Raw genomic sequence first — 26,568 nt, 5'->3', positions numbered from 1 at the left:
TAGCCAGAATACGAACCCAAACTCTTAGAACATCATGCAGTCTCCGCCCGGGGGAAGCGGCGGTGATCCTTCAGGCAAGGTGGGCGTGTAGTCAAATGTCACAATCTTCGCGCCGCCGTCGAATGCCACGAACAGTTGGTTAGATCCCGGCCTGATGGCGATGCCTTCCGGGTCAGTTCCGAATTCCAACAGACTTTGCTGGGCGAGCAGTTGGCCATCCGCCGTGAACTCATACAGGCTGTTTGATCCTTCCCAGTCATCAACGATCAGCATGTGACCGGTGCGTGGGTCAATCGCGATGCCCTGTGCCTCGCTTAAAGGGGGAGAGAGTTTCATGGTATCCAACCTCGCCGCCAAAGCACCCTCGGGAGTGAACCAGGACAACCGTTCGGGGTCATCCTCTACGGTTACGATCTGCCCCTTCGCATTGATCGCGATCCCCTCGGTGTCTGCGAACCCGCCGTCCAATCTGAAAGGTGCTCCGAGTGGCTCGCCATCTTTGGTGACACGTTGAAGACTGCCAAGACCATCGCCGAGCAACAAGTGATCCCCTTCAATAGCAATCGCTTTGATACGGAAGAGATCGCTGGATATGCGGCGCAACTCATCACCTTGCAATGTAACGAGAACGGCTTCGGGGCCCTCGTTCGCAATCCACAACCCGCAAAACGTCGGATCGTAGTCGAGACTTGCGGGTTGATTGAGCTCATAACGCCCTGTTTCGCGAAGCTGCAATGCCGTGGCCGGGGTCGACACAGCAAAAATCAATAAGGCAGTGGTCCTCACAAACACTCAGTATGCTCCTAACTGACGTAGAAATGTGGGACGGTGTCGTGACGGGTCAATACAAAGAACGATTGATCTCCTAACAACAGAGGCCACCACATTGCCTGGTCAGAGAGACAGAGAACGCCAAGAATAGGCGCAAGGTTGCGTGAGTTTAAACTTCCCGCGCTGCCAACCAAGGTGAAGAACTGGAGCAGTTTCTTGCATCGCTGCGAGACCCGAGATGCCATATCTCGCAACACCTATAGAGGGGTTTGTCGCATTACCACTCCCGGCGCTAAGTGCTACTTGGCTTTGGTGCTACCAATTGCAGAATTTGATCTGATTTATCCAATTTCACAGAAGGTTTGGTTTTGTGCCCAGAAACGCTCAAGCTTCGGCGATCAATGTGCCCCAACTGGAAAAGCCACCGTCTGTCTCACAGATGATCATCTCCATCCCGGTTACCGCATCGTTCCCGAAATAGCAGTCTGCAAACGCACCAGTGCCAACAAATGATAGGGTCAGGGCAACAAGGCCCAAAGCTGCAATCCTCTTCATGATACTCACTCCTTCAGATAAGCGTCATGTGGGAGTTGTTCTTTGCTGAAAGGACTTTGCTTTGATTAAGTTATTTTAATTTATGAGTGTCTCTGGAGTTGCCTCATCGGAAAGCAGCACGCTCTGAACGCTCGCCAAGGAACGGCGGGTTCAGCAGCCAAAATGAAGAAACCGCCCATCCGCGTTCAGGAATTGGCACTATTCGACCTCAAACGGTGTCAAGCAGACCTATTTGAAGATTACAGACATCTCTTGGGAGGCTTTCAGTAAAACCCAATCTCGTTGACATCTACACGGGCCTCGTGATCACGCCCGAAGGCTACAACTCCAACTGAAGTGATTTCGTCAGCAACCGGAATAGCGCGCAACATGGCGCCTGAAGCCCTAAAGCCTGATAGTGGTAAGTAAACTTCGGCCCACTCGTCAGAAGTTGCGAACTCGGCCTGATAGTATTGCCACGGAAGCACCGTGCCTCGCGTTCTGAGGTGAACGAAATATGTCTCGCCATTCCCCCGCACCAATAGCCTGACGCCTGATACACCTGCATCTGGCCGATCAGACAACTTGCGCCGGAACTGGATGAAGCCGCCGTTATTTTCCGTACTGATGGTTCCGGTCAGCCGCGCGAATGCAACATCACCTTCCGAACGAAACTGCACCTGGCCTGAAGAAACTCCCCCCATGACGGTGTCGGCAACGTAGTCCCAACGCGTCTCCGGAGACTTGGAGAAGTCTTCAGTTAATTTTTCATCAGCCTTAGCCATTGTGCATCCGATGATAACAAAACCTGAAACAAGCCCAATGAAATTGGCACGCATATTGTTCCTTCTCAATTCAGTATCGCAATGGAGAGGTTCAGCGCCGTGGCAAATGCGACCCATGCAAAGTAAGGCATGAAGGCCAGTGCGGAAACCTGATCTGAAGCCCTGACCCGAGCGATGAACATAGCGATCACAATCAGCAACCCGACAATGACTACAAGTGCAAACCATGGCAGTTGCAGTACAAAAAAGGCTGGGGACCACAAAAAGTTCAGACCCACCTGCGTCCACCACAGCTTCATCGCGGTCGAGCTTCGGTCTGTTTCAAACTGACGCCAACCAACCATAGCGATCAAGACATATAGCACCGTCCAAACTGGTCCAAAAATCCAATTTGGTGGATTGAAAGCCGGTTTAGAAAGCTGAGCATACCATTCGCCAGGTGCGGTCAGTGTTCCGATCAGGATACCGCCGCCCACCATGAGCGCAAGGAATGCTACGCGGATCAACCAATTGAACATTTTGGGATAGCTTTCAACAGTCCTTGGTCGTCACGTTCACAAGCGCTTCGGAAGAGAAGGTCGCAGTATTGGCCTCATCCGCATCGGTATAGGACACCGTGGCGCCTTCGATCTCGGACCCCGTTACGGTGATTTCGCGTTGCCCGATAGTGTCATCTACATCAATGGTAAAGGCGAGTGTGTCCCCGGCTGCGAGAGTGGCGATCTCAAGTTCAATTGTGTCTTGCCCGTCAACGACCGCTGGAATTTGCCGCAGAGCATCAGCACCCTCCACGAATTCAAGCGGTTGGTATACCTCTACACCTGCGCCTTGTTCGGTAACGTCGAAAATCAGACGTCCCGCAGATTGCGACAAGTCAATTCTGAGGGTCGAGGCTTCAACATCGCAAGCTCCGACATTTGTCAAAACAAAACGGTCTTTGGGTGCGCCTTCTATAAAGCGAATTTGCACGCCAGCTTGAAGCGAAGTAGCTGCAAATAATCCGAGGGTCGCTGCAAGAATACTCTTCGGGAGCATATTTATCTCCATTCTAAAGGTTTCCTGGTAGATACGCTTCGGCGGGTTTCTTGGATCAGGCTTACGTCCTTTGACCATCGTGGTTCAGTCGACAGGAACTTTCGAAGCTCCACGCACCGCTATCATAGGGGTTAAGTCAAAAAATGATCGCGCAGCATCGGTCACAATAGGTTCGTTGCCGAGTTCGAAGGCGACGCAGCAACGGCGACGATTGCATCGCCCATGAAGAGCATGGACGTCGTTAGCGCTCCGATAAAGTTACTGCGGTCGCAGCCCGCAGAGCTGCCGTTCGGTGCAACTGCTCAACTTGAGTGATGGCCAATGTCTTGAGAGCGGGTTTTCGTTGTGGCAAACGCTAAGGTTTGCGGCCAAGGTCAGGCAGGCTCGGCGGCAGCCGACAATCAGGATTTTCCTCTCGGCTCCAGTCGCGCCATCCTAGCCGGTTGCGATGGATGGATCACCCGCACAAAATCCCAACAAGTGTTACTACATACTGCCAGCTTTCACCCGCAGTAAGAAGTAAGTGCTAACTAACAAGGCAATAGGTTCTAAGAAAATCAAACGGGCAGCATGGCAAATCTAAAGAGACGAAGGCAGTTCTGCCGGCACAAACGAGCGTCGGTAGGCGTGTTTCCCGGCTTCCTAACGACAAAATACCGCTATTGTGTCGGATAGCTTACCTCTGAAGGACATGCTTCGTACGTGGAACTTAAAGCTTCCGGGCATTCGATCGCGTTCAGGCTATGCGGCTCGATACAGACACTGATGCTGAAAAAATAACTCTTCCCGTCGAGATTATTGATACACTGCAATTCTGGTGTCACACCAAAGGCATCCTTTATGGCGGCTTCAATTTTCGTAGTCTTCAAAAGCGAGCCAGAACCGGGGTCACTGGGTGTAATTCCAGCGCTCGTGAGTGCGGAAGTTACATTGAATTGGTCATGCAGCTTCGCGCCGATATCGAAGTACTGCTCCATATGCACTATACAGAACACGAGGGTCGCGGCTCGCGCGATTTCGCGCTATCTATGGCCGCCCAAAGAGACTGCGGTTTTCGGGCTGCTTGTTGTTAAGTTGATCCCCGCGGCCCTCATATACCCAAAGCGAAGAATGCTTTTACTCACAGATAAGTAAGCTGCCCGTCTTCGGAGTCCTTGGGACGGATCCGCTCCGGAGTTCTTGAGTTTTGGCAGTTCGCAATCCTACTCGGCACGAAACATCCCGATTTTCTGTAAGCAGACCTTTGGTCGGCTTGAAGGATGGGGCAGTGAGGGCTCACAGCGGTCGACCGACGGTTCGGTTCGCTCAGCCTAAGCCACTGCAAGTACCGGGCCGTCCAAGAGCCGAACGAGGTCACCGAAATAGCCACCTGATCGGGCAGGCAACGTGGGATCAGAAGTTATTGCGACGGCGAGGTTGCGTTCGAAGTGTGCTGCGATGATTTGGCCGCCATAGCCTCTCGCCAGGGCATAACCGGAAGACGACAGAAACCATCCGTATCCGTATGCGAGGCCTGACCAAGGGGATCGAGCGTGGGGTTTGGTTGAAGCCGCAATCCAACTTGTCGGAATGATCTGAGTCCCGTGAAATGCACCGCGATTACGCAGTAGGGTTGCGATCTCCAACATTGCCGTGGGTCTCATAGCCATCTCGTTTCCGCCAAGATAATAGCCTTGCGGGTCCCGCGTCCATGCCGGTATCTCGATTCCCAGCGGATCACCGAGCCTTTCTCGCGCCTGCCGAAGAAGGCTCTTCCCAGTAGCTTCAGCAAGAGCCGCCCCGAGGAGATGTGTTGAACCTGTTGAGTACAGCATGCGCGTCCCGGGTTCTGCCACCATCGGACGGGTCAGAGCGTCTGCAATCCAGTTTTTTGAACTTACCCAATCACCGTAGTTGGAGCCTGAAGTCCTCTCGAGACCCGCCCGCAGTGTCACTAAGTCCTCCATCGAGATCTCGGCTGCTCCGGCAGTGGCATCTGGTGGGAGAATGCCAGGTGCGACCTCGCCAAGAGTCGAAGTGACCGATGGGATTTCGCCGTTTTTGATCGCCACTCCGAGAAGCAAGGAGACAATGCTCTTTGAGCAGGATTTGATATTTGCCAGTCGGTTGAGACCGGGGCCGCGAGGTGCTTCGGCAAAGACTATGTCGTCGCCCCTTTTGACCTGAAGGGAATGTAGTTGCGGGAGCTGGCCAATCGCTTCGCTTAGTGCACTAGACTGTGCCTTCGCGATGTACGGAGCAGTAAGTGCAGCAGTTGCGGCTGCAACAAATTGTCGGCGGCTGATCATACCAGCACATGTGGCTACTTTTGCAGGAATTTCCAGTCGCGCTGGTCCATTATGTTGTGCAAGTCAATTGCTTTAGTCCCTGCGCAAGCTCCGGGCGGGCAAAGATACGCTCCGGGCTCGTTTCGGACCTCCGCGCTGTTGCAGCACAGGCCCCTGCCCCGCCACCAGTTGATAACGCAGACGGCCCTTTCCAGACCTTCATCCCATAGTATCCATGCTGCGGCGCAGCCCGTCGAACCTGATGGGGTGGATGGCTCCTGCTCCAACCGGCGCCGCAATGCGCCATAGTACTGTTGTCATGACTGCTATAAGAGGTGCCACCCAATGCAGGTTACAACAATTGGCATAGATTTCGCCAAGAACATCTTTCAGGTCCACGGCATCGCTGAAAACGGCGATATTGTTTTCAATCGCTCGATAAGGCGGGCGCAGCTTTTGGCTTTCTTTGAAGACCTTCCTGCTTGTTAGGTTGGAATGGAAGCTTGCAGTTCGGGCCATTACTGGGCGCGTCAATTGAGCGCTCTCGGGCAAGATGTCCGTTTGATCCCAGCAATTACGTGAAGCCTTACGTCAAGCGCGGCAAATCTGATGCCGCCGATGCCGAAGCGGTCTGCGAAGCCGTGAAACGCCCGACCATGCGGTTTGTTGCAATCAAAACGGAAGAACAACAATGCGTCCTATTCCTTCATCGCGCTCGTGATCTCATCGTTGGCCAGCGCACTCAGATCAGCAACATGTTGCGCGGGCTGCTGGCCGAGTTTGGAATTGTGATTACCCAAGGAATTGGCAGCGCGGTTAAATTTGCAAAAGATGTATTAGACAACGCCCGCCCAGATATTCCCGAAGTTGCAGTCGATGTGCTGACAATTTGAGTAATCAACTCGTCTCTTTGCACTTGCGGATCCGTTGGTACGAAATGCGTAAGCGCCTTCAGGCAAAGCAGAATCCACATGTGGCGCTGCTTTGAACCATACCGGGCGTCGGTCCGGTGACAGCTTCAGCCATAGCAGCAACGATCGGCGATGCGCGCCAGTTTAAGAACGGCCGAGAGTTCGCAGCTTGGCTTGGCCTGACGCCGCTCAACCGATCTAGCGGTGGCAAAGAGAGGCTGAGCAGGATCTCGAAGATGGGTGATCGATATCTCCGACGCCTCCTGGTCACGAGAATGACGGCTCGGCTGCGACAGATGAAGGTCAATCCAGATCGTGTCGACCCTTGGGCCATCGGACTGCTTGAACGCAAGCCAACTAGGCTTGCGACCGTGGCGATGGCCAACAAAACCGCACGGATCATTTGGGCCGTCTTGAAGAGGAACGAATACTACCTCCCACACTACGCCTGAAGCAAAGAAACAATAAACACCGAGACAGCAAGACCAGCGAGTCGATGGCGCACAGTCAGCCCGCCAACCAAGACACCCCGCCGAATGTCCGGGACACAACGTTGTCCGCGAACCTGTATGGGACTTGGTCTACGGAAACCATCAGGGCCAGCGGCCACATGTCCCGCGCAAACAGGCCGGACACATGTCTGCTTCTGACCAGCGCTAACTCATTCAAATACGTCTTGCTATGCAAGAGCAATCCACACAAGCCATTCGCTGCGAGCGCAAAACAAGGGCCGTCTCAACTCTAGAAATGCGGCACAGAACGGAAGTTCGCTGCTCAGATATCAAGTCCCTTTTTGATCCCATTGGCAATGGTTACCAGCGACGACTGTCGCCCCAAGTCAGCAGCGAGCATGGAAGTCTTTAAGAAGTTCCAAGTCAACAGAAAAACTAGTTTGCGACGGACGTACACTCTTCAGGCAGGAGGGTGACTGGCAAAGCAAGTCGAGTGGTCCACAAGCAGACAAATCCTCCCAAATAGCGCCTTGGCCGCCGTTCGCTGCAGGAGTAAAAGGCAGGGAGCCTCCAAACTCGCGGAATGCTAAACCCTGCCATAGTTACTGTTTGGGGCACCCGGTGGCAAAGTTTCCGCTGGACGCTGACGTACATTCTTTCACTGAAGCCGCATGCGGCTACCCCACCAAAAAAATGGGATGTATGTCAGTTCACAATTCCAAAACGAGTTCAGTATGGGCTCTAGCTTTTTAGAAACAATAACAAACTCCGCAGCATGAGCCCAAGAACCTGCCTAAGAAGTTATTAACTTGAATGATCGCAATGTTTCCCAATCCTCAACCGGCACGCTTTGGCTGGACTTCACCAGATGCAGATGCCGGAACCTAAGTGTTACGCCAATCAAGTCTTTTAAGGCTTCGGTTTCCGCAGCTTTGATTTCGGGTTTGATCGGACCATAGGCGACGCTGATATGCGGCAGGAACTCTCGAGGGCGCTGAGAGGCCGGCAAAACTCGCGCCAGCGCTGCTTGCTCGCGGATAAGGTTGGGCGGGGGCAACAGGTCCAGATACAAAGATTTAAAGAACAGATCTTCCGCCTTAATATCGGTCACGGTCAGTTTGTGGCATGAAAAGCCGGATGATACGCTTCCAAGGCGTGCAGTCAGCTCTGCCTCATCACCCGCAATGTCACCCATGAGCGTCACATGCGGTACAAAGGACGGAGCACCATGCGCATTGGCGAAAGTACTGATCCGGTTGCTCAACGCCGTTAGCTCCGGTTCCTCGGGGATCATCCAGACAGAATATGTTGCGACGTCGGCCTTCATGGTCAATGCGTTCCTCGTGAGATAAATTCCGGGGCGATTAAGACAGTTTCACCGGGTTTTGCCGGTCGATCCAATCTTTCGGAAAGCAGCCGCAATATCTCGGAAACGGTCTGGTCCATATCGTTGCGTATGGTGGACAACTGAATATTTGGCCATTGGGCAATCGCGATGTCATCAAAGCCCACCACAGACAAATCCGTCGGAATGTTCAGGCCAAATTCTTGCCGGGCCGCTGTCAGGGCACCCAGCGCCATTGCATCGTTTGCACAAAACAATCCATCGATACCGCCATTGCCGTTCAGGATCCGAGTAATGGACCGGTACCCGCCCTCATAGCTGTAGTCGGAATGTTCGATGATGGCTGGTTTCAAGCCCGCCTTCGCCAGGGCCTCTTCAAATCCGGCCATGCGTTCCTGGTCCGAGGAAAGGTGCTCCTGGCCGCCAAGATATCCAAGCCGAGTTTTCCCCTGGCTGATGAGCTCGGCAACGGCCAAATTCGCCCCGCGCGCATTGTCGCAACAGACGCAATCGACCCGTTCAGCCTGCATGATGCGACCGGATACGATCAGAGGAATGTTCAGTTTGGCACAGTGGATCGCAACTGATTCGTCTACGCTCCCGCCGCGCAGAATCAGTGCATCCAGCGGATACGCCAGCACTTCAAGGATCTCTGCTTCGGTCGTTTCGACGGACCCGCCGAGCACGACAGGCCACTTGCCCATCCGGTGCAATCCCTGCATCAGCTTGGCCAGAATCTCGCTATCGTAATGGTTCACCAAATCGCCGGTGACGATGGCCACAAGGTTGGATCGACCATTGCTTTGCAGCCCTGCCGCCAACGCGTTGGGCCGGTACCCAAGCTGCTCAGAAACTTTCAGAATTTTCTTTTTCTTATCCTCATCCAGCGGAGAGCCTGGCGTGAACGCTCGCGACACCGCTGAACGCGAAACACCGGCCGCCTGCGCAACCTGCTTCGCTGTAACGCGGCGTGGTTTGGAAGCTTTGCTTGTCGTCATGTTTCAGTCAGGTCTCTTTTTGATCGGTCACAGCTTCTTTTGTGAGTATCTGAAATTTTAGCTTGCGTCATAAAGGTGTCATTACTTACCGTTATGTGAACACGTGTTCACTACATTTGTAGCAGAATTATGGAAGATGCAAAATGAACCTTGCTCCGGTCGACTACGAAACCACCTCTTCTACTCTTGGTGCCGAGATACAGCTGCGCGGCTTGCGGGTAGGATATGCCGAGCAGGATGTGTTGTCGGACATCGACCTTGACGTTCGGGCCGGAGAGTTCATCGCTCTACTGGGAGCGTCGGGCTGTGGCAAGACCACGCTGCTGCGTGCGTTGGCTGGGTTTGTCCCGGTGCGTGGCGGCTCGATTTCCGTCGATGGTCAGGACATGAGCCACACAACGCCAGAAAAGCGTGGAATGGCGATGATGTTTCAGTCCTATGCCTTGTGGCCGCATATGAACGTGGCACAGAATATCGGATACGGGCTGAAGCTGCGCGGAAAAAGCAAAGCTCAGATTTCGGCGCGGGTGCAGGAGATGGCGGCGCTGGTGGGGTTGGGCGATCTGATCCACCGCAAGATCGGCGCCTTGTCCGGCGGTCAGCGGCAGCGGGTTGCGCTGGCACGGGCGCTGGCCATCGACCCGCCGGTGTTGTTGCTGGATGAGCCGCTGTCCAACCTCGATGCGGGTATCCGTGCGAATATGCGGCACGAGATCCGCAGCCTGCAACAACGGTTGGGGCTGACCACCGTCCTTGTCACCCATGACCGCGAAGAGGCGATGTCGATGGCCGATCGGGTGGTGATCCTGAATCAGGGGCGCATCGCGCAGGTCGGCACGCCTGAGGATGTGTTTCACACACCCGCAAACCCCTACGTCGCGCGGTTCATGGGGGCCGGAAACACCCTGACTGGTGAGGCTGATCTTGGCGCGCAGTTTGTCGATCTGAAAGTCAACGGCCAACGCCACCGCCTGCCGATCCCAGCCGCAGACGTATCCGGCGTTCATTTCCCACAACCCCAAAGCGGCCCCGTCGATATCCTGTTTCACAGCGACGCTGCACAGCTGGGTCAGGCGGCAGATAATGCCCTGTCATTGCCCGGAACGGTGGTTCAACATTCCTATCTGGGATCAGTCTATCGTCATGAAATTCAGGTCGGCGAGGCCCGGATCATGGCGGACAATCCCCACAAGATGCCCATCGGCTCGGCGGTCGATGTAAGCGTACCGGCCACGGCCCTTAGTCTGTTTCCTGCAAAGTCCCAGACAGCCGTGACCGGACCCGAGGCGGCGAGCCAGGCCGCGCAACACCTCTGAGACCCTGGAGAAACACCATGACTTCCAAAATTGCAAATCTTTTTGCATCAGCAGCGATGGCGCTGATCGCAACCAGTGCGGCGCAAGCCGAAAACGTGCTGAACGTGGCGTCTGGCGGCAGCCAGAATATGGTCGACTACGTCACCGACTATCTGGGCCCGCTGTTCGAGGAACAGAACCCGGGCTGGACCGTCAATGTGGTCGGCACCGGACCCGGGAACGCGGGTAGTCAGGCGATCCTTGAAAAGATCAAAGCACAGGCTGGAAATGACGCATGGGACACAGATGTCGTCGTTATGACTCAGCTAAAAACCGGCGAGATGGTGACCGAAGGCCTGCTGCAGCAATATGTCGAAGATATCGAAACCGGCAAACTGGCCACGCGCGACACGTCCAGAAGCGCTCTGGGCACGGATGTGACCGGCTATGTCATGCCGATGTTCCACAGCCAGACAGCGATCGCTTACAACCCCGATCTGGTTGAAAACCCACCCAAAAGCTTTGACGATCTGAAAACCTGGACCGCCGAAAACAAAGGCGCATTCGGTTATAACGGGATCAAGAACGGCATGTCCGGCGTCGCCTTCACCGCAGCCTGGATGTATGCCTATGCGGGCAACACCGATCAGCTGATGAATGGCCCCTATGACCCTGAGCTGAAGAACAGCTGGGATCAGGCCCTGAATGACCTGAAGGCGTTCAACGAAAACGTCACCTTTACCCCGGGCAACGCGGGCACCTTGGACATGATGAACCGGGGCGAGATCGTGATGGGCCCGGTCTGGGTCGATATGTTCTACACGTGGCAGGCCGACGGGCGTCTGAACCCAAATCTCAAACTACTGCTGCCCGAGCCGGGAATGCCGGGACAACCTTACTACTACGCTGTTCCCGCCAAGGCCGAAAATGCCGAAGCTGCCCGCAAGTTCATCGCGCTGGCCACCAGCCCCGACGTGCAGGCCGAGGGCATCGTCAAACGCTTCAACTGGTATCCGGGCATCGACGCCCAGCATGTCGAAACCGCGCTGGATAAAGAGGTCTGGGACAAGCTGTTCACCGACGTCACCCCGGAAGAGCTGGCCAACAAAGGCAAGCCGTTCCCACTGGGCCCGTTCTTTGACGATATCCGTGAGGCTTATGAACTGAAGGTTTCCAACTAAACTCCCAATAACGGAAACCTTGGTGCGGGCCTGTTTCGTTCGGCCCGCACCTGAACACTCTGGACCGGACAACGATGATCACACGTAAAACCTCTTTGGTTCTGGTTGCCCCGGCAATTGTGTTGCTTGGGCTGCTGTTTCTCTACCCCTTGGGCTATTCTCTGCTTTGGGCGTTCCGGGACGAGGAACTCGGCGGTTGGGGGCTTCAGAACTTCGTCAAGGCGTTTGGCCTTTATTCCAATGACATCCTGTTCACGCTGATCATCGTCACCCTGTCGACCGTTATCATCGGAGGCTTCTCCGTTGCCATTGGCGGTTATCTGACGCTTGGTGAAAACCGTGTTGCCCTTGCGGTGCTGCGCTGGCTGTACCGCTGGCCTCTGTTCATTCCCTTCGTGGTCGCCGCGCAGCTGATGCGGACGTTTCTGGCCAAGAACGGCATGATGAACAACATCATCGTCTCGACCGGATTGATGGAGCCGTTACAGGCGGCCAGCTATCTGGATTGGCGCGGCATCGTGATCACTTTCGTCTGGAAACAGACGCCTTTCGTGGCCTTGCTGGTCGCAGGCGCCATGGCCGCGCTGGACCGCTCCACGATCGAGGCAGCTCGCAATCTGGGCGCGTCCCGATTGCGCATCCTGTTTGAAATTGTCGTGCCACAAGTCGCCACGACGCTGATGGTCGGGTTGATCCTGTCCTATGTCGTGATGATGTCGGTGCTGTCCGTGCCGCTGATGATCAATGCGCAGACGCCGACCATGATCACCGTCGACATGGCATGGCGCATCAACGCCTATTCCGACTACGGCGTTGCCAATGCGCTTGGCTTCATCTCATATGCCATGACGGCCGTTATCGCTTGGATCTACCTGCGCCAGGGCGTGCGGGAAGGAGGCAAACCCGCATGACCATTCTGCGTACGACCGTAACGGCCATTCTGCTGGCCCTGCTGGCCTTCGCCATTTTCGGGCCGATCACCAACATGCTGATCTGGTCAGTGGCCGAAACATGGTATTTCCCCGCTAAGCTCCCGCAAAGCTACGGCTTTTCGTTCTGGGAGCGCGTGTTCCGCCCGCAGGGGAACGCCATGGAGTCACTATGGAGCTCGGTTCTGATCGCGCTGTTCACTGTGCTGGCCTCGTTAGCGGTCGCGATACCGGCGGGGCTGGCGCTAGGACGTGGCAGCCTGCCGTGGAGAACGTTTTTCCTGCTTCTGTTCCTCTTACCGCAGGCTTTCCCGTCCATCGCCGTGCACATGAACATCGCGCGAATTTTCTACGGGCTGGGCCTGAATGGAACCTATCTCGGCGTGGTTTTGGTCCATACGATCCAGGGTCTTGTGTTTTCGGTCTGGATCGCCACCGCTGCCTTTGCCGCTGTGGACCGCGAACTGGAGGAAGCAGCCGCCAACATAGGGGCCTCACCCTTTACCGTATTCCGCACCGTGACCCTGCCGCTTGCGCTGCCCGGCTTGATGGCCAGCGCCATTTTCGTGTTCCTCATCTCGCTGGACGAGTTCACCGGCACCTATTTTGTCGGCGTACCGGACGTGACCACCATGCCCTTGCTGCTGTTCACGGCGTCGATGGAAGGGAACTATCAGATCGCCTCGATCACAGCGCTTATTCTGCTGGTGCCTTCGGTGGGGTTCATGCTGTTCATCGAACGGTTCCTGAAATCAGACGTTCTGGCAAAAGTGGGAAGCTGACGTGACCGACATCGATGCCCGCCTGACCTTTGCCAAATCTCTCGCGCAGGAGGCCGGGGGCTTGGCCCAACGTCTCAGAAACGAACGTGGTGCCGAATTTATTGCTGAAAAAGGCCCGCAGGATTTCGTGACATTTGCGGATCGCGCGGTCGAGGATCTGATCCGCGGGCGGATTGCGGAGAACTGGCCATCAGACGCGATGCTGGGTGAAGAAAGCGGCGTGTCCGGCACTGGGCGGGCACTCTGGGTTGTGGATCCGATTGACGGCACCGCCAATTTCATGCGGGGTCATCGGGACTGGGGCGTTTGCATTGCTTTCTATGACGGAGACCGGATACCGCTGGGCGTGATCTGCGCCCCGGATATGAACATGCTGGCCTGGGCCGCCGCTGGTTCTGGTGCCTGGCTGAACGGAAAGCGGCTACACGTTTCGGACTGCGCTGAACCCGATCGTGCATTGCTGATGCTGGGCTGGTCGAACCGCCGCCCCGTTGCCGAGCATACTGCCCTGATCCAGACGCTGCTTGAGGCGGGCATGGAATACCGCCGCAATGGATCAGCCGCGATCAGTTTGCTGGCCGTCGCTGCAGGACAAGCCGAAGGATACTATGAGGCGCATCTGAACGCCTGGGATGCCTTCGCCGCTATTCCCATGATTACGGAAGCGGGAGGCCAAGTCGATTGCGACCCACTGGAAGACTTCCTGATGCATGGCAGCCGGGTTCTGGCTTGTGGCAGGCCCATGCATCCTACGATCAGAGAATGCGTGGAATGGAGGTAACGAAGGCACCGTTATTTCGATTCAAAGGCACTAACTGTGAATAGTTGAGAGTGGCCCAAACCCGCCATTGCGCAGGCAGTCTGACTCGAATTGAATCCTAAAACCCTGGCAAGCGCACTTGGCATCGCGGCCGATCATCTGCACCCCGATCTCACACACATCACCGTATCCTACGATCTGCGGCGTCGAGGCCAAGGTCATCGTCGGAGACATGGCAACGCAACCCGATCCTCACCTCCGCTCCATGCTGATCCGCGCCCATGGCTGGGCCCGTGATCTGAAGGCCGGGATTCAACTGATGGAGCTTGCACGCCGCGAAAACCTTACCGGCGCCTTCATCCGCACCCGCGCCCAGCTCGCGTTTCTCTCACCGAAGATTCAAGCCGCGATTCTCGACGGCACCCAGCCGCCCGAGCTCACACTCAAGCATCTGGTCAGCGTGACCCACTCACTTGACCGGGCTGAACAGGTGCACCTGTTCGACTTCTGACACCTCCGGATCCTGCGTTCCTGATACAACGTTTGCCCTCCCTGATCCGGCGAGAAAACTCCCTGTTCCAGTGCTGAGTGAGTTTCTCGTGTAAGCCACTGAAAAACATACAGCTCTAACATGAGGAACTCTGAGTTCCAGATCCGTTTCTTAGAAATTCCCTGTAAATCGATGGTTATCAGGGAAATGCCACCCAAAGCGACCCCGACAAAATGCGACACTGAGAATGGGGTCCGAATTGTGCTATGGATGTACGCTCCCCTCCGTCTGTGATTGAAACCACGTCCTTCAACGCGCGGGAAATACGCCACAATTCCGGGTCAGAAAACACAACTTAAGTGAGACAGGCATGAGTGGCAGTGCTGTCAGACAAATTCGAACTAGGCTCAACTGGGCCAATAGAGATGCCCCTTGTGCCACACCAAGTTCGCGACACTCTGCTAGAGCCGCGGCGCGCGTCAGTTTAGAGGTGTCTCTGCTGGTTAGCAATCTTTCCTGATTGAAGTGGTTGTAGATAGAGGAATGGAAGCAGGCGAATTCCTGTCGACTTCGCATGCGCCTGAAACGCGGCATGGCACGTTGCGAAGAGATGTTGCGAAGAGATAGAGGGAACGAACGTACAGCATAACAGCCAAACGGATGATCTCGGTACTAGTTTAGAAGTACTTGAATGGCGACCGACTATTCATGGATCGAGACTACGAAAACCCACTGCCGCCTCTACCCAAGCTCTCCTGATAATGCTTCTCAAAGGGCCAAGAATAGCATGCTAAGACCCTTTGAGAAATACAGTTTCTAGGATCCGAACATAGATCTAACAGCGCCTATCAAATCCGGAATTGGCCAATTTCCAGTGTTCCAGTTCTTGAATGCCCGCGCTTTGAATGAGCTTCCTGAAGATGGATGCCAGTGACGATGAGAGACCTGTTGCCCTCGGATCACCAACTCCCCCAGATTGTTCTGACGTTCGACCAGTTGTTTCACCGAGCGTCTTCCTGGCCGCTTGATGAACTGCGTTTGCAGCAGATAATGGGGTGATGATTTGAACTTTTTGCTAAAAACGCCGTTGGCAAAATCACTGGTTGCCGTATAGGCAATGGGCCCGTCGGTCTTACCTGTTTCCTTAAGGTCCCAGAATCCGAAGGAAGCAACAGACTCTCCAAACAAGCTTATGATTTTGAAAAAGAACTTGCTGCCTCCTATGATCTCGTTCTTCATCGCACTCGAACATAGTTGGACAAAAGGCACCGATTGGCTTGCCGTTGATATACGCCCGACGATCTCAAAACCATAATGAACATCGCCCGAAAGAACGATCAGCGGTTCGGGCTGCGCATCCAAAAACAGTTCGAATGCATCGATGAAATTGCGCGGGTTGCTGGCCCAGCTTTCCAGGTCGGCCGCAGTGCCCGACTCACGCCCAACGACGCGTTGGACCCATTCCATCGGTGGAAACCCGAAAATCGGCGCGGCTGCAATCACGATAAGGGGCTCACCGGAAGCTGAATTCTTGGATATCAGGGCGGTGAGCCGCGCACGTTCGCCGCTGTCTAACAGACGGGATGCATCCTTGAGGCGCAGAGTTGTCCAGGTGATTGGTCCGGTGAAACCCCTGTCAGCCCGATCAATATCAAGCGTTTTTGGCGATTCCTCGCGCTTAGTTCGAGTGTCAAGGAAGATCGCGGGTGGCGAGGTCGGGGCCGCAAATGACCAATCCGTTTTGATAAGGGTTGACCATGCATCTTCAGTCCCACGGCCGCGTGTTTCCGTAAACCTGCTGATGGTAGAGCGATACGTTTCGTCAAAAGCCTCAGGGTCGTTCCCCCATCCCTGAAACGCCCAATATGCCGCCATGCCATTCGTCAGAATTCTTTGCCCAGAACTGAATTTCGTGGCGTTCAGCTGCCATTCAGGATTGAGAAACCAGTCGTCGGTAACCTCATGATCGTCGAAGATCATGTAACAAATTGAATTGGCCAGTACCCGCCTGGCGCTTTTTGCCCCCAATGCGCCGTCGAGGACTCTCTTGCCGATGATCCGGTTTGAGAAATCCGCCTTGTCAAATGACGAGAAATTCCCCGCCTTCAGCAACGGCTCCCATAGGTCACCGTTCCAGGACATGATGTAGGTCGCCGCATACTCCGCAAAAGTCAGCAGATGATGCGGCATGTGCCCGGAGGTAAAAAAATGTTCGAGAAATTTCGAGCGATCATTGGTGTCGCTGTGCGCGGCGGGACTTAAGCCCGGAATTTTTCACGTTTGCCGTCAAAGAGCGCCTCGCGCAAGGGGCGCGTCAGGACTAGCAACTGACTGTCGACATCATCCGCATAAATCTGGTCGCCGCCGAGAAAGAAATACTGCGGCCGGTTTTTTTCGGTAGCGTCCTGCAGAATTTCATCGGCCGCTTTCATCATGTCGGGATTGGGCCCATGCAGTTTGCGACAGGAACCGTAAAGCGCCCGCAAATTGTTCTGGCCCCGGGCTCCAAGCATAAAGGTCGGCAGCCGATTTCCTTTAAGAAGGAACTGCCGGTAATCGCTGGATTTAAACAGCGGACGTTTTCCGTCAAGCCGAACATCGTAGAAATATGTCCGCCCTCGGTCCAGCGGCGTGTCCGGTTTCGCACTCAGCATGTAAATCCACATGTTGTCGGCCACCGCGACGGGGTAGTATTCGATCTTCGCTTTAACCGGGCCCGGTGAGGCTGGCGAATTACCATCCGTAAAGAGCATCAGATGTGGCGGATCAAGCAATTTGCTCGTCGCGAGCCACACCCAAACTTTTTCTGGAGTAGCCCGACGCACGATCGGGCCCGCAAGGATCAATGGCAAGCGCATCTTAGCACCCGAGCGTAAGCGACGGCACAGTGATAGCGCGTTTAGTCATCAGGCTGGTCGACCGGATGCCAGCGGCCATCTTCATCTTTGACCCATTCAGGCAGCGTATTGTCTTGTCGCAATTTGACCAACGTGGTCGGCACCCTAATTTCCCAAGGATCTCCGACAGGGACTTCGCCTGATCCCTCCGGGGTGGCCAGCGGCCCATCCCCAGTTTCGCGATTCCGCGCGGCCTCCACCTCATCCAGCATCGCTGCATATTCTTCCGAGGTGACACTGGGCTCGTCACCGCCTTCCCAAACACCACCCGTTTCCAGAAAGTGCAGCACCGCCGCCTCGTAACCCGGAGAGACTGCAAAGCGCACAAGGGCCGCCCCTGCGCTTACAAATTCTGCATGCAGCGGGTCCGTATCTTCGTAGAGCATTCGCGCCCAGGTATCCCGCGAGGTCCAGAAGTAGGGGAGGAGTTCCCACTGTAACTCGTTCCACTGAATGGCCTTCTCCCAGAAGCGGGCATAAACGCCTGCGCGTTCGGCTGCGTCGAAATTGAACTCCGCCGCTTGGGGCGAAAGATGCACGCCCGTGTTGGCGAAGTGCTGGCCGGTCATCATGGCGATCGACAAACGTTTAATCTCCCGCCGTTCGATCAGGCGGTTCTGGCCTGGGTTTCGGCCTTCGGGCGCGGCACCTGATCGTTCGGCTTTCAGGATCGCCAGCTTCTCTTCATAGCGTCCGCGTTGTGCATCATAACCACGCAGCAACGCGTCGTAGGTCTCAACCTGCCACTTCTCAAACGCGGCTTGTGTATGCACACAATGAATGGTCACGGTCGCCGAACAATTGAGAACGTTTACAGCATAGAATGCGACGGGCACCTCGCCAGCGATTTCGGGCAAGGTATCATGCAAATCGCTGCTGTCGGGTGAAGTTGACCCCTCGGCTCGTTTCTTGAGGTGCAGCGAATTCGATCCGACAGAGATATACGCCCGTCGTGTATCGCTGGTGAAGCCGTAGTGCAGGATTTTCGCGCTGCAGGAGACAGCCTTGAAACCCTCAGGCACATTGAGCAGCGCTTCGGAAGTGTTGTCTTCAGCCTCGCCACTTTGGGAGGTGAAGGTGAAACTCTTGCCAATGCGCGTAGCAAAAGCTGGCGGCGGTTGGACGCCTTCCGCTTCATAACGACGGACGTACTTTCCGTAGTTCGTACGTGTCAGATGCCCCGGGCCAAACGATGGCTTGATCGGTGGGGTCAAACCCTCCGGCTTGCCGATCTGATGCTCAATCGCCCGTAATAGCAGCGCCGATGGTTCGGGCACTACAAACTCGAAGAGCACCCGCAGACCGTAGTTGTAGACCTGAAGCTCATAGACACGATCGAGCCACTGATAAATGCCGGACAGATGTTCGGTGCCTTCGGTGTTGTCGAATCCGTGCTGGTTCTTCTCTTCAAACTCCTCGATAGTTTTTCGGGTTTGTTCGCGTCGTGTCCGCAGGGCAACTTTGGATGCTGTCCTTTCGGTCACCTCCTTTGCGTAGCTCGTAGCCAACTTGTTGATTTGCTCTTGTGACGTACCCGTCTCGTAGGCTGACGACACTTCGACCTGAACAAAGGGGCCATACCCAGCCGACACTGACCCGCCGATATTGAACTGCTTGTCTTCGCGCAGGGTGTTCTGCACTTCGCTTTGCATCTCCAGACGTTCGGTGGTCTGGAGGTCGCGTTCTTCCTCTTTTTTCTCCTCTTCTTCGAACACGAAGGTTTCTTCGGTCCGGCGCAGGCGTCGAGTTTCGCGGTTCCGAGATTCCGACTGCAATACATTCTCTACGTGAGAGATTTCTCCCGCCTCGTAGCGCTTGATCTGTTGGCGTGTAACCAGCAGATCACCCACACCAATGGGCTTGATGGGCCCGACCGTAGTCGGCGGCAGACTTGATGGGTCGAGTATGGTACCCATTCCCGGAAACAAAGGGCTTGCGGTTCCTGCTGCGGGCATGACGGCCGTTCCGGTGCGGATGCGCGGCCCGCCTCCATCGGCGGCATCGGTATCGGCATCGGTCAGCCTCAGCGTCGTCATCTGATGTTCAACCTCGATCCTATCCAGGACCTCGTCATATGGCATATCGGTGATTGCCAGGTTGAGTTCGCCCAGAAGTTCCTGAGTATCCGATGACAAGCGCGCCACGGCGGCCGGAGAAACACCGATAAACGAAGTTTCGTCAGACACATCATCTGCTTCATCACCGACCCGGGCGGATGCATCTGTTATGCTGCCACGGTCGGTCGTTCCACCACTCCCTGCAGCACTCAATGAATCTGGTCCGCCCGTCGAAACGCGCGCGCGACGCACCCGCTGAATACCCGAGCCGGAGAGACCGACAATTTCCGCTGCCGCCAGTTCAAGGCGTTTTGCCCGTGTCTCCATTTCTTCGATCGAGGGGTCTTCTTCAGGTGGCTCGGGCTCCTCTTCGAGTGCTATTGGGTCCGCCGGTGGGAACAGCTCTGGCGGCAAAGCGATCACTGCCTTGAGCAGCGCAGAAGGTTCCTCAAAATCAATACTCTCTGGATCCCGGACCAGCGTCTGCAACAACTCCGCGGCGCGCAGCATGTCCGCTGCGCGGCGGATCGGAACGGCTTCGGGTAGCACAGCCAGTTTCAACGCGATTATGAGATCCCTCAGAATGTCACGTATCTGGCCAAATTCATCATCTGCAACGATGTCCTGAACCGGTCGGTCAAAAATGGACAGCACCAGCGCCCGGGCTGCATCAAGGCTGCTCGGAGCTTCCCGGTCCCAAGCTGCAGCGAAACGGTTGAGCGGAAACCGACGTTCGATGTCATCTAGTTGTCGGGGCGCAGTGCTGTCGGTCAGATGCGCGCGTGCCACCGCGCGCACGGCAACCCGGGCGCGCGGTGATGCAGCGGCTGCAAGAATGTCTGAGCTGAACGAGGTGTTCAATTCCGCGAGAACCAATCTGTAGACGATCCGTCGCGGCCTAGGCGCACGGCCTACAAAGTAGCGAAAGAGTTCAATTGGGGCGACCATAAGAATACCATTTGCTTCAAAATACTACCCTGAAGCGTACACCCCTGCCTGATTCGCGCCAGAATTGAGGCGTCGTGGTGATCTTTTGAGCGGCAATTGGCCGAACCTAATGGGGCAGACGACGTGGTCGCGGGCTTGTCTGAGGTCCCTTGCGTATAGGTCGAAATGACACTCTTAGCATCTTCGGATAAGCCGATGTTCATCCGCAGTGCGGCGGAGTCAACGAGACAGCCCGAAATAACCAATGCAGCGCTATGCGCGAATGTCGGCTTTGCCAAAAGCGATCTCGATATTCAGTCGGTAGTACGCCGAGCCTTTTGACAAAGCTTCGTCGCATCATGTTCTCGCACGCGCCAACAGAAAAGCACTCAACCTGTCAGGTGTGGACGAAATTTGCGACCGAACCAAAGGGGGTATTTGTCTGGAAATAGTCTGTTGAGCGCATTCGTTCTGGGGCGGATCGTAGCGCGACGCTGACCAGCAGCACAAATTGCTTCAACAAACCGCTCTGGAGGCATTTTGGAATGTTCGTCACTTATTCGAACTGATTACTGTATTCCAATCGATCACGCGTCTCATTCAATAGCGTATCGAGCCACATTGGCTTCATTCCATTCGAAGCCCAACCCCGGGCGATTTGGTGGCGTTACTGTACCGTTTATCACATCGTAGGGGTCCTTCAGGATCGGGTTTGCCCAGTCGACCCATTCCAACCAATGCGCGGCGGGATCCGCACACATCAAATGAGAACTCGCCTCAGGAAACAGATGCGACGACACCGGCCATCCTGCCGCGCGTGCAAGACTGGATGCCTCGATCCAGCCGGTAATCCCGCCAATCTTCATGACATCGATCATGACCAGATCGAGAGCGCGGGCTTGAGTGGCCCGGGCCATATCACCCGGCCCCCAATGGTTCTCACCTCCTTGGATCGGGATAGGGGAAATCTCGCGCAATTCTGCCAGACCAAGATAGTTGTCAAAGGCAACCGGCTCTTCGATCCAGCCCAGATCATGCGCGGCCAATGCAGCGACACGTTGTTTTGCTTCGGCGACAGACAGACCCTGATTATAGTCCGTCACTATTGTTGTCGTTTCACCAAGGGCGTCCCGAACTTCATCCAAAACCGCCAGATCCGTCGCCACATCGGGGTACCCTAGCCTGACTTTCAGCGCTGAAAACCCACCATCTGCGATCAATTCCTTGGCTTCTCCCGCGACCTTGCCAGGGCCGATCAACCCCATGCCATTCGAGTTATAGGCAGGCAGGGCCTTGGCGACACCACCCAGAACCTCACATAGTGGTTTGCCCGCCGCTTGTGCCACGCCATCCCATGCGGCCATGTCGATCCCGGCGATAGCCATCAGGGTGATCCCCTCTGCGCCCAAAAGCTTGAACTGTCCCAAGAGACGTGAGTGCAAACCGCGCGGGTCCGCGCTGCTGCCCTCGATGACCGAAGCAAGATCGCACAACAGGGCGGTCGTAGCTTTCAACGCGATTGGCGAATAGGTAAACAAGTAACTTCGGCCGACCGTACCATCACTGCGTTCAAGATCGATAAGCACCAGTGGAGCCATGGTGACCTGACCCGTCATGACAACGACCGGGCGCCGCAACGGGACCAGAACGGGGCGAGCAGTCAGTTTTTTGATGGTAACTTCGGACACGGAAAGCGAGCCTTTCTTTCGTCGAGTTTTTCTACAACAGTGAAAGGCCATTCTGGGAACATTGGCGGTTTCGTCAACTGCCAGCGCGTTGACGAATAAACCTACATCACACCAGCCTACTCTTAGCGACTGAGTCAACGAACCGAGGCCAAAGCTTGGTACGCATCAAGAATCCCAATCGCAGCGTTCTTGGCAGGCAAATCGTTTCGAGCGAAAAACATGGTCCGGACGAGGTCTCAGGAAAAGTCGTTCAACTCTTCCGTCACTACCAACCGGGCAGTGAAATCAGATATGCCTTCTGCGGCGCGAGGGCGATCCCACGGTTTCAGCAATTCTAAACGCGATTGTTGAGCCAACTGCCCGTACTTTGTTTTTCGAGAGCGCCCAATTCTCTGAGGGCAGCCTTGTCGATAGCGAGGTGGTCGATGACGATCTTATGGGCGCGACCATACCACTTCATCAGCTTTCCGAGGAAATTCAGTGCTACAGCTTTATTTCGGCGTTTGTTAACAACGCCTTCCTGCACCGCGTCTTCGTGATCAAAAGCCCGCCAAAAAAATGCCGCGTGCCAATCACCTTCAACAAAACTTCGTCCAAGCGCCGCTTCCTTCTTGAAAAGGCTCGGAGTTGCTGGACCCGTTTGTGTCTAGTCTCGGAAGCGGACATCAGGCCGAACCTGTTTCAACTGTAGCGGAAAGTTTCGTGGCTCATGTAGATCCCGCGTTCATGCAGAAGATCTTCCAAATTCCGCAATGAAAGCGGAAACCTAATGTACAGCATCACAGCCGAACGGCTGATCTCGGGGCTAGTTTTGAAGTATTTGAATGGTGATCTTCATTTCATCCATAGAGGCTACGAATGTCCGCTGCCCGCCTCGCCCCAAATTCTTCTGGCAAGACCTTGAGCAAGTAAAAGTTGTCAATTGTTTTACCCATTCCCTTAGGTCTCAGAAACCGTCGTTGGATCAAGAACGTCGCGCAACACATCACCCAGCATGTTCAGACCCAGAACGGTAAGGGCAATCGCCAACCCCGGCACCAGAGCGGTCCAGGGGGCCAGATCCAGATAATCGCGCGAGGCCTGGATCATCAGCCCCCATGACGGCGTTGGCGGTTGGGTGCCAAGACCCAGAAAGGACAGACCGGCCTCGGCCAGGATCGCGAAGGCGATCGAAATTGTGGCCTGTACGATTACCGGTGGCAGGATATTGGGCAGGACATGCAGGCGGATGATCCGCCAATTGGTGGCCCCCTGGCTCCGCGCCGCCTCGATGAACGGCAGGCCCGAGACGCGCAGAACCTCTCCGCGCACGATCCGCGCCAGATAGGGGGTAAACGCGATCCCGATGGCCAGAATGGTGTTTTGCAGGTTCGGGCCCAGAACGGCGGCGATGGTCAGCGCCAGCAGAAGGGCGGGGAAGCTGAGGAACGTATCGACAATCCGCATCAGGATATTGTCGGTCCAGCCACCATAATAGCCCGAAATGATGCCCAAAGGCAGACCGACCAGAATCGACAATCCGACCGAAGTCACAGCGATCAATAGCGAGGTAGAGGCCCCCAGAAGCACGCGCCACAATAGCTCGCGCCCCAACTGATCGGTGCCCAGCAGGTGTTCGGGTGACGGTGGTTTCAATCGTGCGCGCACGTTGATGCCAGTGGTCAGTTCCTCGGGGATAAAGATCGGCGACAGGATCGCCATCAGCACAAAAATCGCGACAAGGGTCAGCCCGATCATGCCTTTCAGGGTCAGAAGCGCACGCATTTAGCTAAGCTCCACCCTTGGATCGAGGACCTTGTACAGGATATCAACCACAAGATTGGTCAGCATCACGACGGCGGCAATGACAAAGACGCTGGACTGGATCAGCGGGATGTCCCGATTGACCAGCGCCTGATAGGTCAGCCAGCCCATGCCGGTGAAATTGAACAGTGTCTCGATCACGATGATAGACCCGAACAGATAACCCAATTGCAGGCCCGCGACCGTCAGCACCGGTGCAATTGAATTGCGCAAGGCATGGCGAAAGATCACCGAACCCTCGGCCAGACCCTTGGCGCGGCAGACGCGGATGAAATCCTGACTCAGCACCTCAAGCATCGTCGAGCGTGTCATGCGGGTCAGTTGCGCCATCAGCGACAGGCCAAGCGCGATGGACGGCAAAAGCGCGTGTTGAACGGCCAGCCAGAAATCCTCGGCCGGGGAGGCATAGCCCGAGGATGGCAGCCAGCCCAGCCATTTGGCAAAGACTAGGATCAGCACGATGCCCCAAAAGAAATCCGGCAGCGAGATACCCGCCAGCGCAAGGCCGGAACCGGTTGCATCTTGCCAACGGTCGCGGTTGATGGCGCTCCAGACCCCTAAGGGGATCGCGCAGATGATGGCGATGGACAAAGACATCACCACGATCAAGGAACTGGCCACGATCTTTTGTCCGATCAGGGGGCCTATTGGCTCTTTGTAACGCAACGATACGCCCCAATCCCCCTGCAAGATGCCCCCGATCCAGCGACCGTATTGCACGACTAGCGGATCATTCAGCCCCAGGGACTCCCGAAGCCCGGCAAGGGCTTCGGGGTTGGACTGGGTGCCCATAATCATCGTTGCAACATCCCCGGGCAGGATGTTGGTGATGACAAACGTGGCGATAGAGATCAGGAAAAGCGTCAGGATCAAAAGCGCCACGCGTCGGACGAGATAGGTCATCTACGGATTGCCGTCACTGGTTTGGGTCTGGCCGGATCACCCCTCCAGCCAAATATTCTTGAATTGCAGGTTCGATCCGTTGGGATGCACCAACTTGTCCAGCCCGCCGACACCCTGACGCGCCCCGACTGTGCCGTTACGGAACCACAGCACAACGTCATGGGTTTCGTCCTGAACGCGCTGCTGGATGTCCTTGTAAATCTGCGCCCTCTCGTTCGGATCGACCACACGGCGCGCGGCGGCCGTCATCTCATCCAGTTTGGGGTCGCTGATCTGGCGATAGTTGAACGCGCCCTCGGAATTCCACAGCGAGTAGTAGAGGAAATCAGGCTCCCACAGAGTGAAGAAATTCATCATCGTCACCTCGTAATCCCGATCCACCCAGCACTGGCTGAGCCAGTCGGACCAGCTGAGCTGTTCGATCGTCGCATTCGCGCCACCCATGCGGAACCATTCCACAAGGATCTGCGTGGCCTCGACATGCCATGGATAGTTCGTGGTGACTTTGAAGACGAACTCCAATTCGCCCGGTGCAAACCCGGCCTCGGCCAACAGCGCCTTGGCTTTCTCAAAGTCCTGCGGGCGCGCCTTGAGGTCGGCGTTATGGGTGGGCGATGACGGGAAGCTGGGCGAACCGGTCACGACCCCCTGCCCCCACAGCGCGCCCTCGACCAGCGTTTCCTTGTCGATCATGTAATCCAGCGCTTGCCGCACTTTCGGATTGTCGAAAGGCGGCTTGTCATGGTTCATGTTCAGGAACGCCCAACTGAGCGGGAACCATGTCAGGATCTGCAGGTCAGAGTTGCCTTTCAACGCCTCGACACGATCCAGCGGGATGTCGTTGATCAGATGGAACTCACCTGTTTCCAAACCGGTCAGACGCACGGTAGGTTCCGTCACCTCGCGCGACAGGACCCCGTCCAGATAGGGCGCACCGTCCCAATAGTCGTCAAAGCGTACCAGTTCGACTTCGTTCCCGAACTCGCGCCGGACAAACTTGAAGGGGCCGCAGCCCACGGGCTGTGTGCCTTGCACCTCGCCCGACCCTTCGGGCATCACCACGCCCGCGCCGTTTTCGGCCAGCCGTGACAGGAAAGGAGCGTTCACCTGTTTCATGGTCACGACGACGGTGTAATCGTCCGGCGTTTCGATGCTTTCCACATCGTTGAAGACCTCGAAATTCACCGCGCCGGTGTCCGGGTTGCGGCAGCGGTCGAAGGAATACTTCACATCCGCAGATGTCATGTCGGAGCCGTCGTGGAATTTCACCCCCTGCCGCAGATGGAAGGTATAGGTCAGCCCGTCATCCGATTGCTCGAACCGTTCGGCTAAGCTGGGGATGACCTGAAAGTTTTCATCTATCGTGACGATGGCGTCATGCACGTTTTGCATCAGCCGTCCGGTTGACGCGGTACCGGTCTGGTGCATGTCCAGATTCTGCGTCGTTTCCGAGTGGCCCCAGATCAGCGTACCGCCCGATTTGGGCTCGGCCCGGACAGTACCCGGAAAGACAGATATACCTGCGCCAAAGGCCGATGCGCCTGCCATTATGCTTGTTGATTTCAGAAAATCCCTGCGTTTCATGGTCGATCTCCTATAGGTGCGGCCCACCCAGAACCGAAGGCCGCGTGTGCTTGGAACGTCGCATTTGAATGATCTTGCCCTACCGTAAAGAGCGGATAAGATATGTCAAAGTGAAATCCCCAGCTTTGGACTCTGCAGGGCTGTGCCCGGGAAGGAGCCGCCCGTTTGGTGGAG

At 55.7% G+C, this 26,568-nt stretch carries 22 protein-coding genes and 3 pseudogenes; 7 read left to right on the top strand and 18 right to left on the bottom strand.

Annotation, left to right across the window (positions count from 1 at the left end; all coding sequences use genetic code 11):
* Positions 1-24: 24 nt before the first annotated feature.
* The 7 genes from ACR3EN_RS11590 to ACR3EN_RS11560 form a co-directional block, all read right to left on the bottom strand.
* Positions 25-792 (bottom strand): hypothetical protein, encoded by a 768-nt coding sequence (locus ACR3EN_RS11590; RefSeq protein ID WP_480825041.1) that lies wholly within the window; start codon positions 790-792, stop codon positions 25-27.
* Positions 793-1,155: 363 nt separating this feature from the next.
* Positions 1,156-1,326, bottom strand: a complete 171-nt coding sequence (locus ACR3EN_RS11585; protein ID WP_480825043.1) for a hypothetical protein — start codon at positions 1,324-1,326, stop codon at positions 1,156-1,158.
* Between the two features lie 263 nt (positions 1,327-1,589).
* The gene (locus ACR3EN_RS11580; RefSeq protein WP_480871011.1) at positions 1,590-2,144 is read right to left on the bottom strand and encodes a CIA30 family protein; all 555 of its coding nucleotides are present in this window, start codon (positions 2,142-2,144) and stop codon (positions 1,590-1,592) included.
* An 11-nt stretch (positions 2,145-2,155) separates the two neighbouring features.
* Positions 2,156-2,608 (bottom strand): TspO/MBR family protein, encoded by a 453-nt coding sequence (locus tag ACR3EN_RS11575; RefSeq protein ID WP_480825047.1) that lies wholly within the window; start codon positions 2,606-2,608, stop codon positions 2,156-2,158.
* 13 nt (positions 2,609-2,621) lie between these two features.
* Complete coding sequence (locus ACR3EN_RS11570; RefSeq protein ID WP_480825049.1) at positions 2,622-3,203, bottom strand: aggregation factor core; 582 nt, start codon at positions 3,201-3,203, stop codon at positions 2,622-2,624.
* Positions 3,204-3,784: 581 nt separating this feature from the next.
* Positions 3,785-4,102, bottom strand: coding sequence for a ribonuclease T2 family protein (locus ACR3EN_RS11565; protein ID WP_480825051.1), 318 nt, complete (start codon positions 4,100-4,102; stop codon positions 3,785-3,787).
* Between the two features lie 333 nt (positions 4,103-4,435).
* Complete coding sequence (locus tag ACR3EN_RS11560; RefSeq protein WP_480825053.1) at positions 4,436-5,413, bottom strand: serine hydrolase domain-containing protein; 978 nt, start codon at positions 5,411-5,413, stop codon at positions 4,436-4,438.
* 324 nt (positions 5,414-5,737) lie between these two features.
* Here ACR3EN_RS11560 and ACR3EN_RS11555 point away from each other — a divergent pair.
* Positions 5,738-6,755, top strand: a pseudogene (locus tag ACR3EN_RS11555) (IS110 family RNA-guided transposase).
* A 793-nt stretch (positions 6,756-7,548) separates the two neighbouring features.
* Here the strand turns inward: ACR3EN_RS11555 and ACR3EN_RS11550 are convergent.
* Together ACR3EN_RS11550 and ACR3EN_RS11545 are read right to left on the bottom strand one after the other, a co-directional pair.
* Positions 7,549-8,049, bottom strand: a complete 501-nt coding sequence (locus ACR3EN_RS11550; protein WP_480843318.1) for a 2'-5' RNA ligase family protein — start codon at positions 8,047-8,049, stop codon at positions 7,549-7,551.
* A gap of 35 nt (positions 8,050-8,084) precedes the next feature.
* On the bottom strand, positions 8,085-9,098 hold the full coding sequence (locus tag ACR3EN_RS11545; protein WP_480825057.1) for a LacI family DNA-binding transcriptional regulator: 1,014 nt from the start codon (positions 9,096-9,098) through the stop codon (positions 8,085-8,087).
* 143 nt (positions 9,099-9,241) lie between these two features.
* Between ACR3EN_RS11545 and ACR3EN_RS11540 the strand changes: the two genes are divergently transcribed.
* From ACR3EN_RS11540 to ACR3EN_RS11515, 6 genes are all read left to right on the top strand, one after another.
* Entirely contained in the window at positions 9,242-10,414 is a 1,173-nt protein-coding gene (locus ACR3EN_RS11540; RefSeq protein ID WP_480825059.1) for an ABC transporter ATP-binding protein, read from the top strand.
* 17 nt (positions 10,415-10,431) lie between these two features.
* Positions 10,432-11,574 carry an extracellular solute-binding protein gene (locus ACR3EN_RS11535; protein ID WP_480825061.1) on the top strand — a complete coding sequence of 381 codons (1,143 nt, stop codon included), beginning with the start codon at positions 10,432-10,434 and terminating at the stop codon, positions 11,572-11,574.
* A gap of 74 nt (positions 11,575-11,648) precedes the next feature.
* The gene (locus ACR3EN_RS11530) at positions 11,649-12,485 is read left to right on the top strand and encodes an ABC transporter permease (protein WP_480825063.1); all 837 of its coding nucleotides are present in this window, start codon (positions 11,649-11,651) and stop codon (positions 12,483-12,485) included.
* The gene (locus ACR3EN_RS11525) at positions 12,482-13,285 is read left to right on the top strand and encodes an ABC transporter permease (protein ID WP_480825065.1); all 804 of its coding nucleotides are present in this window, start codon (positions 12,482-12,484) and stop codon (positions 13,283-13,285) included. Before ACR3EN_RS11530 ends, ACR3EN_RS11525 begins: the two co-directional genes overlap by 4 nt.
* A gap of 1 nt (position 13,286) precedes the next feature.
* Entirely contained in the window at positions 13,287-14,066 is a 780-nt protein-coding gene (locus ACR3EN_RS11520; protein ID WP_480825067.1) for an inositol monophosphatase family protein, read from the top strand.
* 211 nt (positions 14,067-14,277) lie between these two features.
* On the top strand, positions 14,278-14,556 hold the full coding sequence (locus ACR3EN_RS11515) for a hypothetical protein (RefSeq protein WP_480825069.1): 279 nt from the start codon (positions 14,278-14,280) through the stop codon (positions 14,554-14,556).
* Positions 14,557-14,973: 417 nt separating this feature from the next.
* Here ACR3EN_RS11515 and ACR3EN_RS11510 read toward each other — a convergent pair.
* The 9 genes and pseudogenes from ACR3EN_RS11510 to ACR3EN_RS11470 form a co-directional block, all read right to left on the bottom strand.
* A pseudogene (locus ACR3EN_RS11510) lies at positions 14,974-15,138 on the bottom strand (IS6 family transposase); the annotation flags it as partial.
* A 213-nt stretch (positions 15,139-15,351) separates the two neighbouring features.
* Positions 15,352-16,725 carry a metallophosphoesterase family protein gene (locus ACR3EN_RS11505; protein WP_480918416.1) on the bottom strand — a complete coding sequence of 458 codons (1,374 nt, stop codon included), beginning with the start codon at positions 16,723-16,725 and terminating at the stop codon, positions 15,352-15,354.
* 68 nt (positions 16,726-16,793) lie between these two features.
* Complete coding sequence (locus tag ACR3EN_RS11500; protein WP_480918415.1) at positions 16,794-17,393, bottom strand: hypothetical protein; 600 nt, start codon at positions 17,391-17,393, stop codon at positions 16,794-16,796.
* A gap of 41 nt (positions 17,394-17,434) precedes the next feature.
* The gene (locus ACR3EN_RS11495) at positions 17,435-20,437 is read right to left on the bottom strand and encodes a hypothetical protein (protein ID WP_480843314.1); all 3,003 of its coding nucleotides are present in this window, start codon (positions 20,435-20,437) and stop codon (positions 17,435-17,437) included.
* A gap of 575 nt (positions 20,438-21,012) precedes the next feature.
* The gene (locus tag ACR3EN_RS11490; RefSeq protein ID WP_480825075.1) at positions 21,013-22,104 is read right to left on the bottom strand and encodes an enolase C-terminal domain-like protein; all 1,092 of its coding nucleotides are present in this window, start codon (positions 22,102-22,104) and stop codon (positions 21,013-21,015) included.
* Positions 22,105-22,441: 337 nt separating this feature from the next.
* A pseudogene (locus ACR3EN_RS11485) lies at positions 22,442-22,902 on the bottom strand (DDE-type integrase/transposase/recombinase); the annotation flags it as partial.
* 141 nt (positions 22,903-23,043) lie between these two features.
* A complete protein-coding gene (locus tag ACR3EN_RS11480) occupies positions 23,044-23,868 on the bottom strand; it encodes an ABC transporter permease (RefSeq protein WP_480825077.1) in 825 nt (274 codons plus the stop codon).
* Positions 23,869-24,810 (bottom strand): ABC transporter permease, encoded by a 942-nt coding sequence (locus ACR3EN_RS11475; RefSeq protein ID WP_480825079.1) that lies wholly within the window; start codon positions 24,808-24,810, stop codon positions 23,869-23,871.
* 36 nt (positions 24,811-24,846) lie between these two features.
* Positions 24,847-26,394, bottom strand: a complete 1,548-nt coding sequence (locus ACR3EN_RS11470) for an ABC transporter substrate-binding protein (protein ID WP_480825081.1) — start codon at positions 26,392-26,394, stop codon at positions 24,847-24,849.
* Positions 26,395-26,568 lie beyond the last annotated feature (174 nt).

The sequence above is a fragment of the Ruegeria sp. G7 genome, from assembly GCF_056535465.1.
The sequence above is the reverse complement of the archived record's forward strand: the minus strand, read 5'-3'. Positions and strand labels throughout refer to the sequence as shown.

Coding starts and splice junctions, on each gene's coding strand:
- ACR3EN_RS11585 (WP_480825043.1), bottom strand. CDS start 1,326: ATGAAGAGGATTGCAGCTTTGGGCCTTGTTGCCCTGACCCTATCATTT.
- ACR3EN_RS11580 (WP_480871011.1), bottom strand. CDS start 2,144: ATGCGTGCCAATTTCATTGGGCTTGTTTCAGGTTTTGTTATCATCGGA.
- ACR3EN_RS11575 (WP_480825047.1), bottom strand. CDS start 2,608: ATGTTCAATTGGTTGATCCGCGTAGCATTCCTTGCGCTCATGGTGGGC.
- ACR3EN_RS11570 (WP_480825049.1), bottom strand. CDS start 3,203: ATGGTCAAAGGACGTAAGCCTGATCCAAGAAACCCGCCGAAGCGTATC.
- ACR3EN_RS11565 (WP_480825051.1), bottom strand. CDS start 4,102: ATGGAGCAGTACTTCGATATCGGCGCGAAGCTGCATGACCAATTCAAT.
- ACR3EN_RS11560 (WP_480825053.1), bottom strand. CDS start 5,413: ATGATCAGCCGCCGACAATTTGTTGCAGCCGCAACTGCTGCACTTACT.
- ACR3EN_RS11550 (WP_480843318.1), bottom strand. CDS start 8,049: ATGATCCCCGAGGAACCGGAGCTAACGGCGTTGAGCAACCGGATCAGT.
- ACR3EN_RS11545 (WP_480825057.1), bottom strand. CDS start 9,098: ATGACGACAAGCAAAGCTTCCAAACCACGCCGCGTTACAGCGAAGCAG.
- ACR3EN_RS11540 (WP_480825059.1), top strand. CDS start 9,242: ATGAACCTTGCTCCGGTCGACTACGAAACCACCTCTTCTACTCTTGGT.
- ACR3EN_RS11535 (WP_480825061.1), top strand. CDS start 10,432: ATGACTTCCAAAATTGCAAATCTTTTTGCATCAGCAGCGATGGCGCTG.
- ACR3EN_RS11530 (WP_480825063.1), top strand. CDS start 11,649: ATGATCACACGTAAAACCTCTTTGGTTCTGGTTGCCCCGGCAATTGTG.
- ACR3EN_RS11525 (WP_480825065.1), top strand. CDS start 12,482: ATGACCATTCTGCGTACGACCGTAACGGCCATTCTGCTGGCCCTGCTG.
- ACR3EN_RS11515 (WP_480825069.1), top strand. CDS start 14,278: ATGGCAACGCAACCCGATCCTCACCTCCGCTCCATGCTGATCCGCGCC.
- ACR3EN_RS11505 (WP_480918416.1), bottom strand. CDS start 16,725: ATGCCGCATCATCTGCTGACTTTTGCGGAGTATGCGGCGACCTACATC.
- ACR3EN_RS11500 (WP_480918415.1), bottom strand. CDS start 17,393: ATGCGCTTGCCATTGATCCTTGCGGGCCCGATCGTGCGTCGGGCTACT.
- ACR3EN_RS11495 (WP_480843314.1), bottom strand. CDS start 20,437: ATGGTCGCCCCAATTGAACTCTTTCGCTACTTTGTAGGCCGTGCGCCT.
- ACR3EN_RS11480 (WP_480825077.1), bottom strand. CDS start 23,868: ATGCGTGCGCTTCTGACCCTGAAAGGCATGATCGGGCTGACCCTTGTC.
- ACR3EN_RS11475 (WP_480825079.1), bottom strand. CDS start 24,810: ATGACCTATCTCGTCCGACGCGTGGCGCTTTTGATCCTGACGCTTTTC.
- ACR3EN_RS11470 (WP_480825081.1), bottom strand. CDS start 26,394: ATGAAACGCAGGGATTTTCTGAAATCAACAAGCATAATGGCAGGCGCA.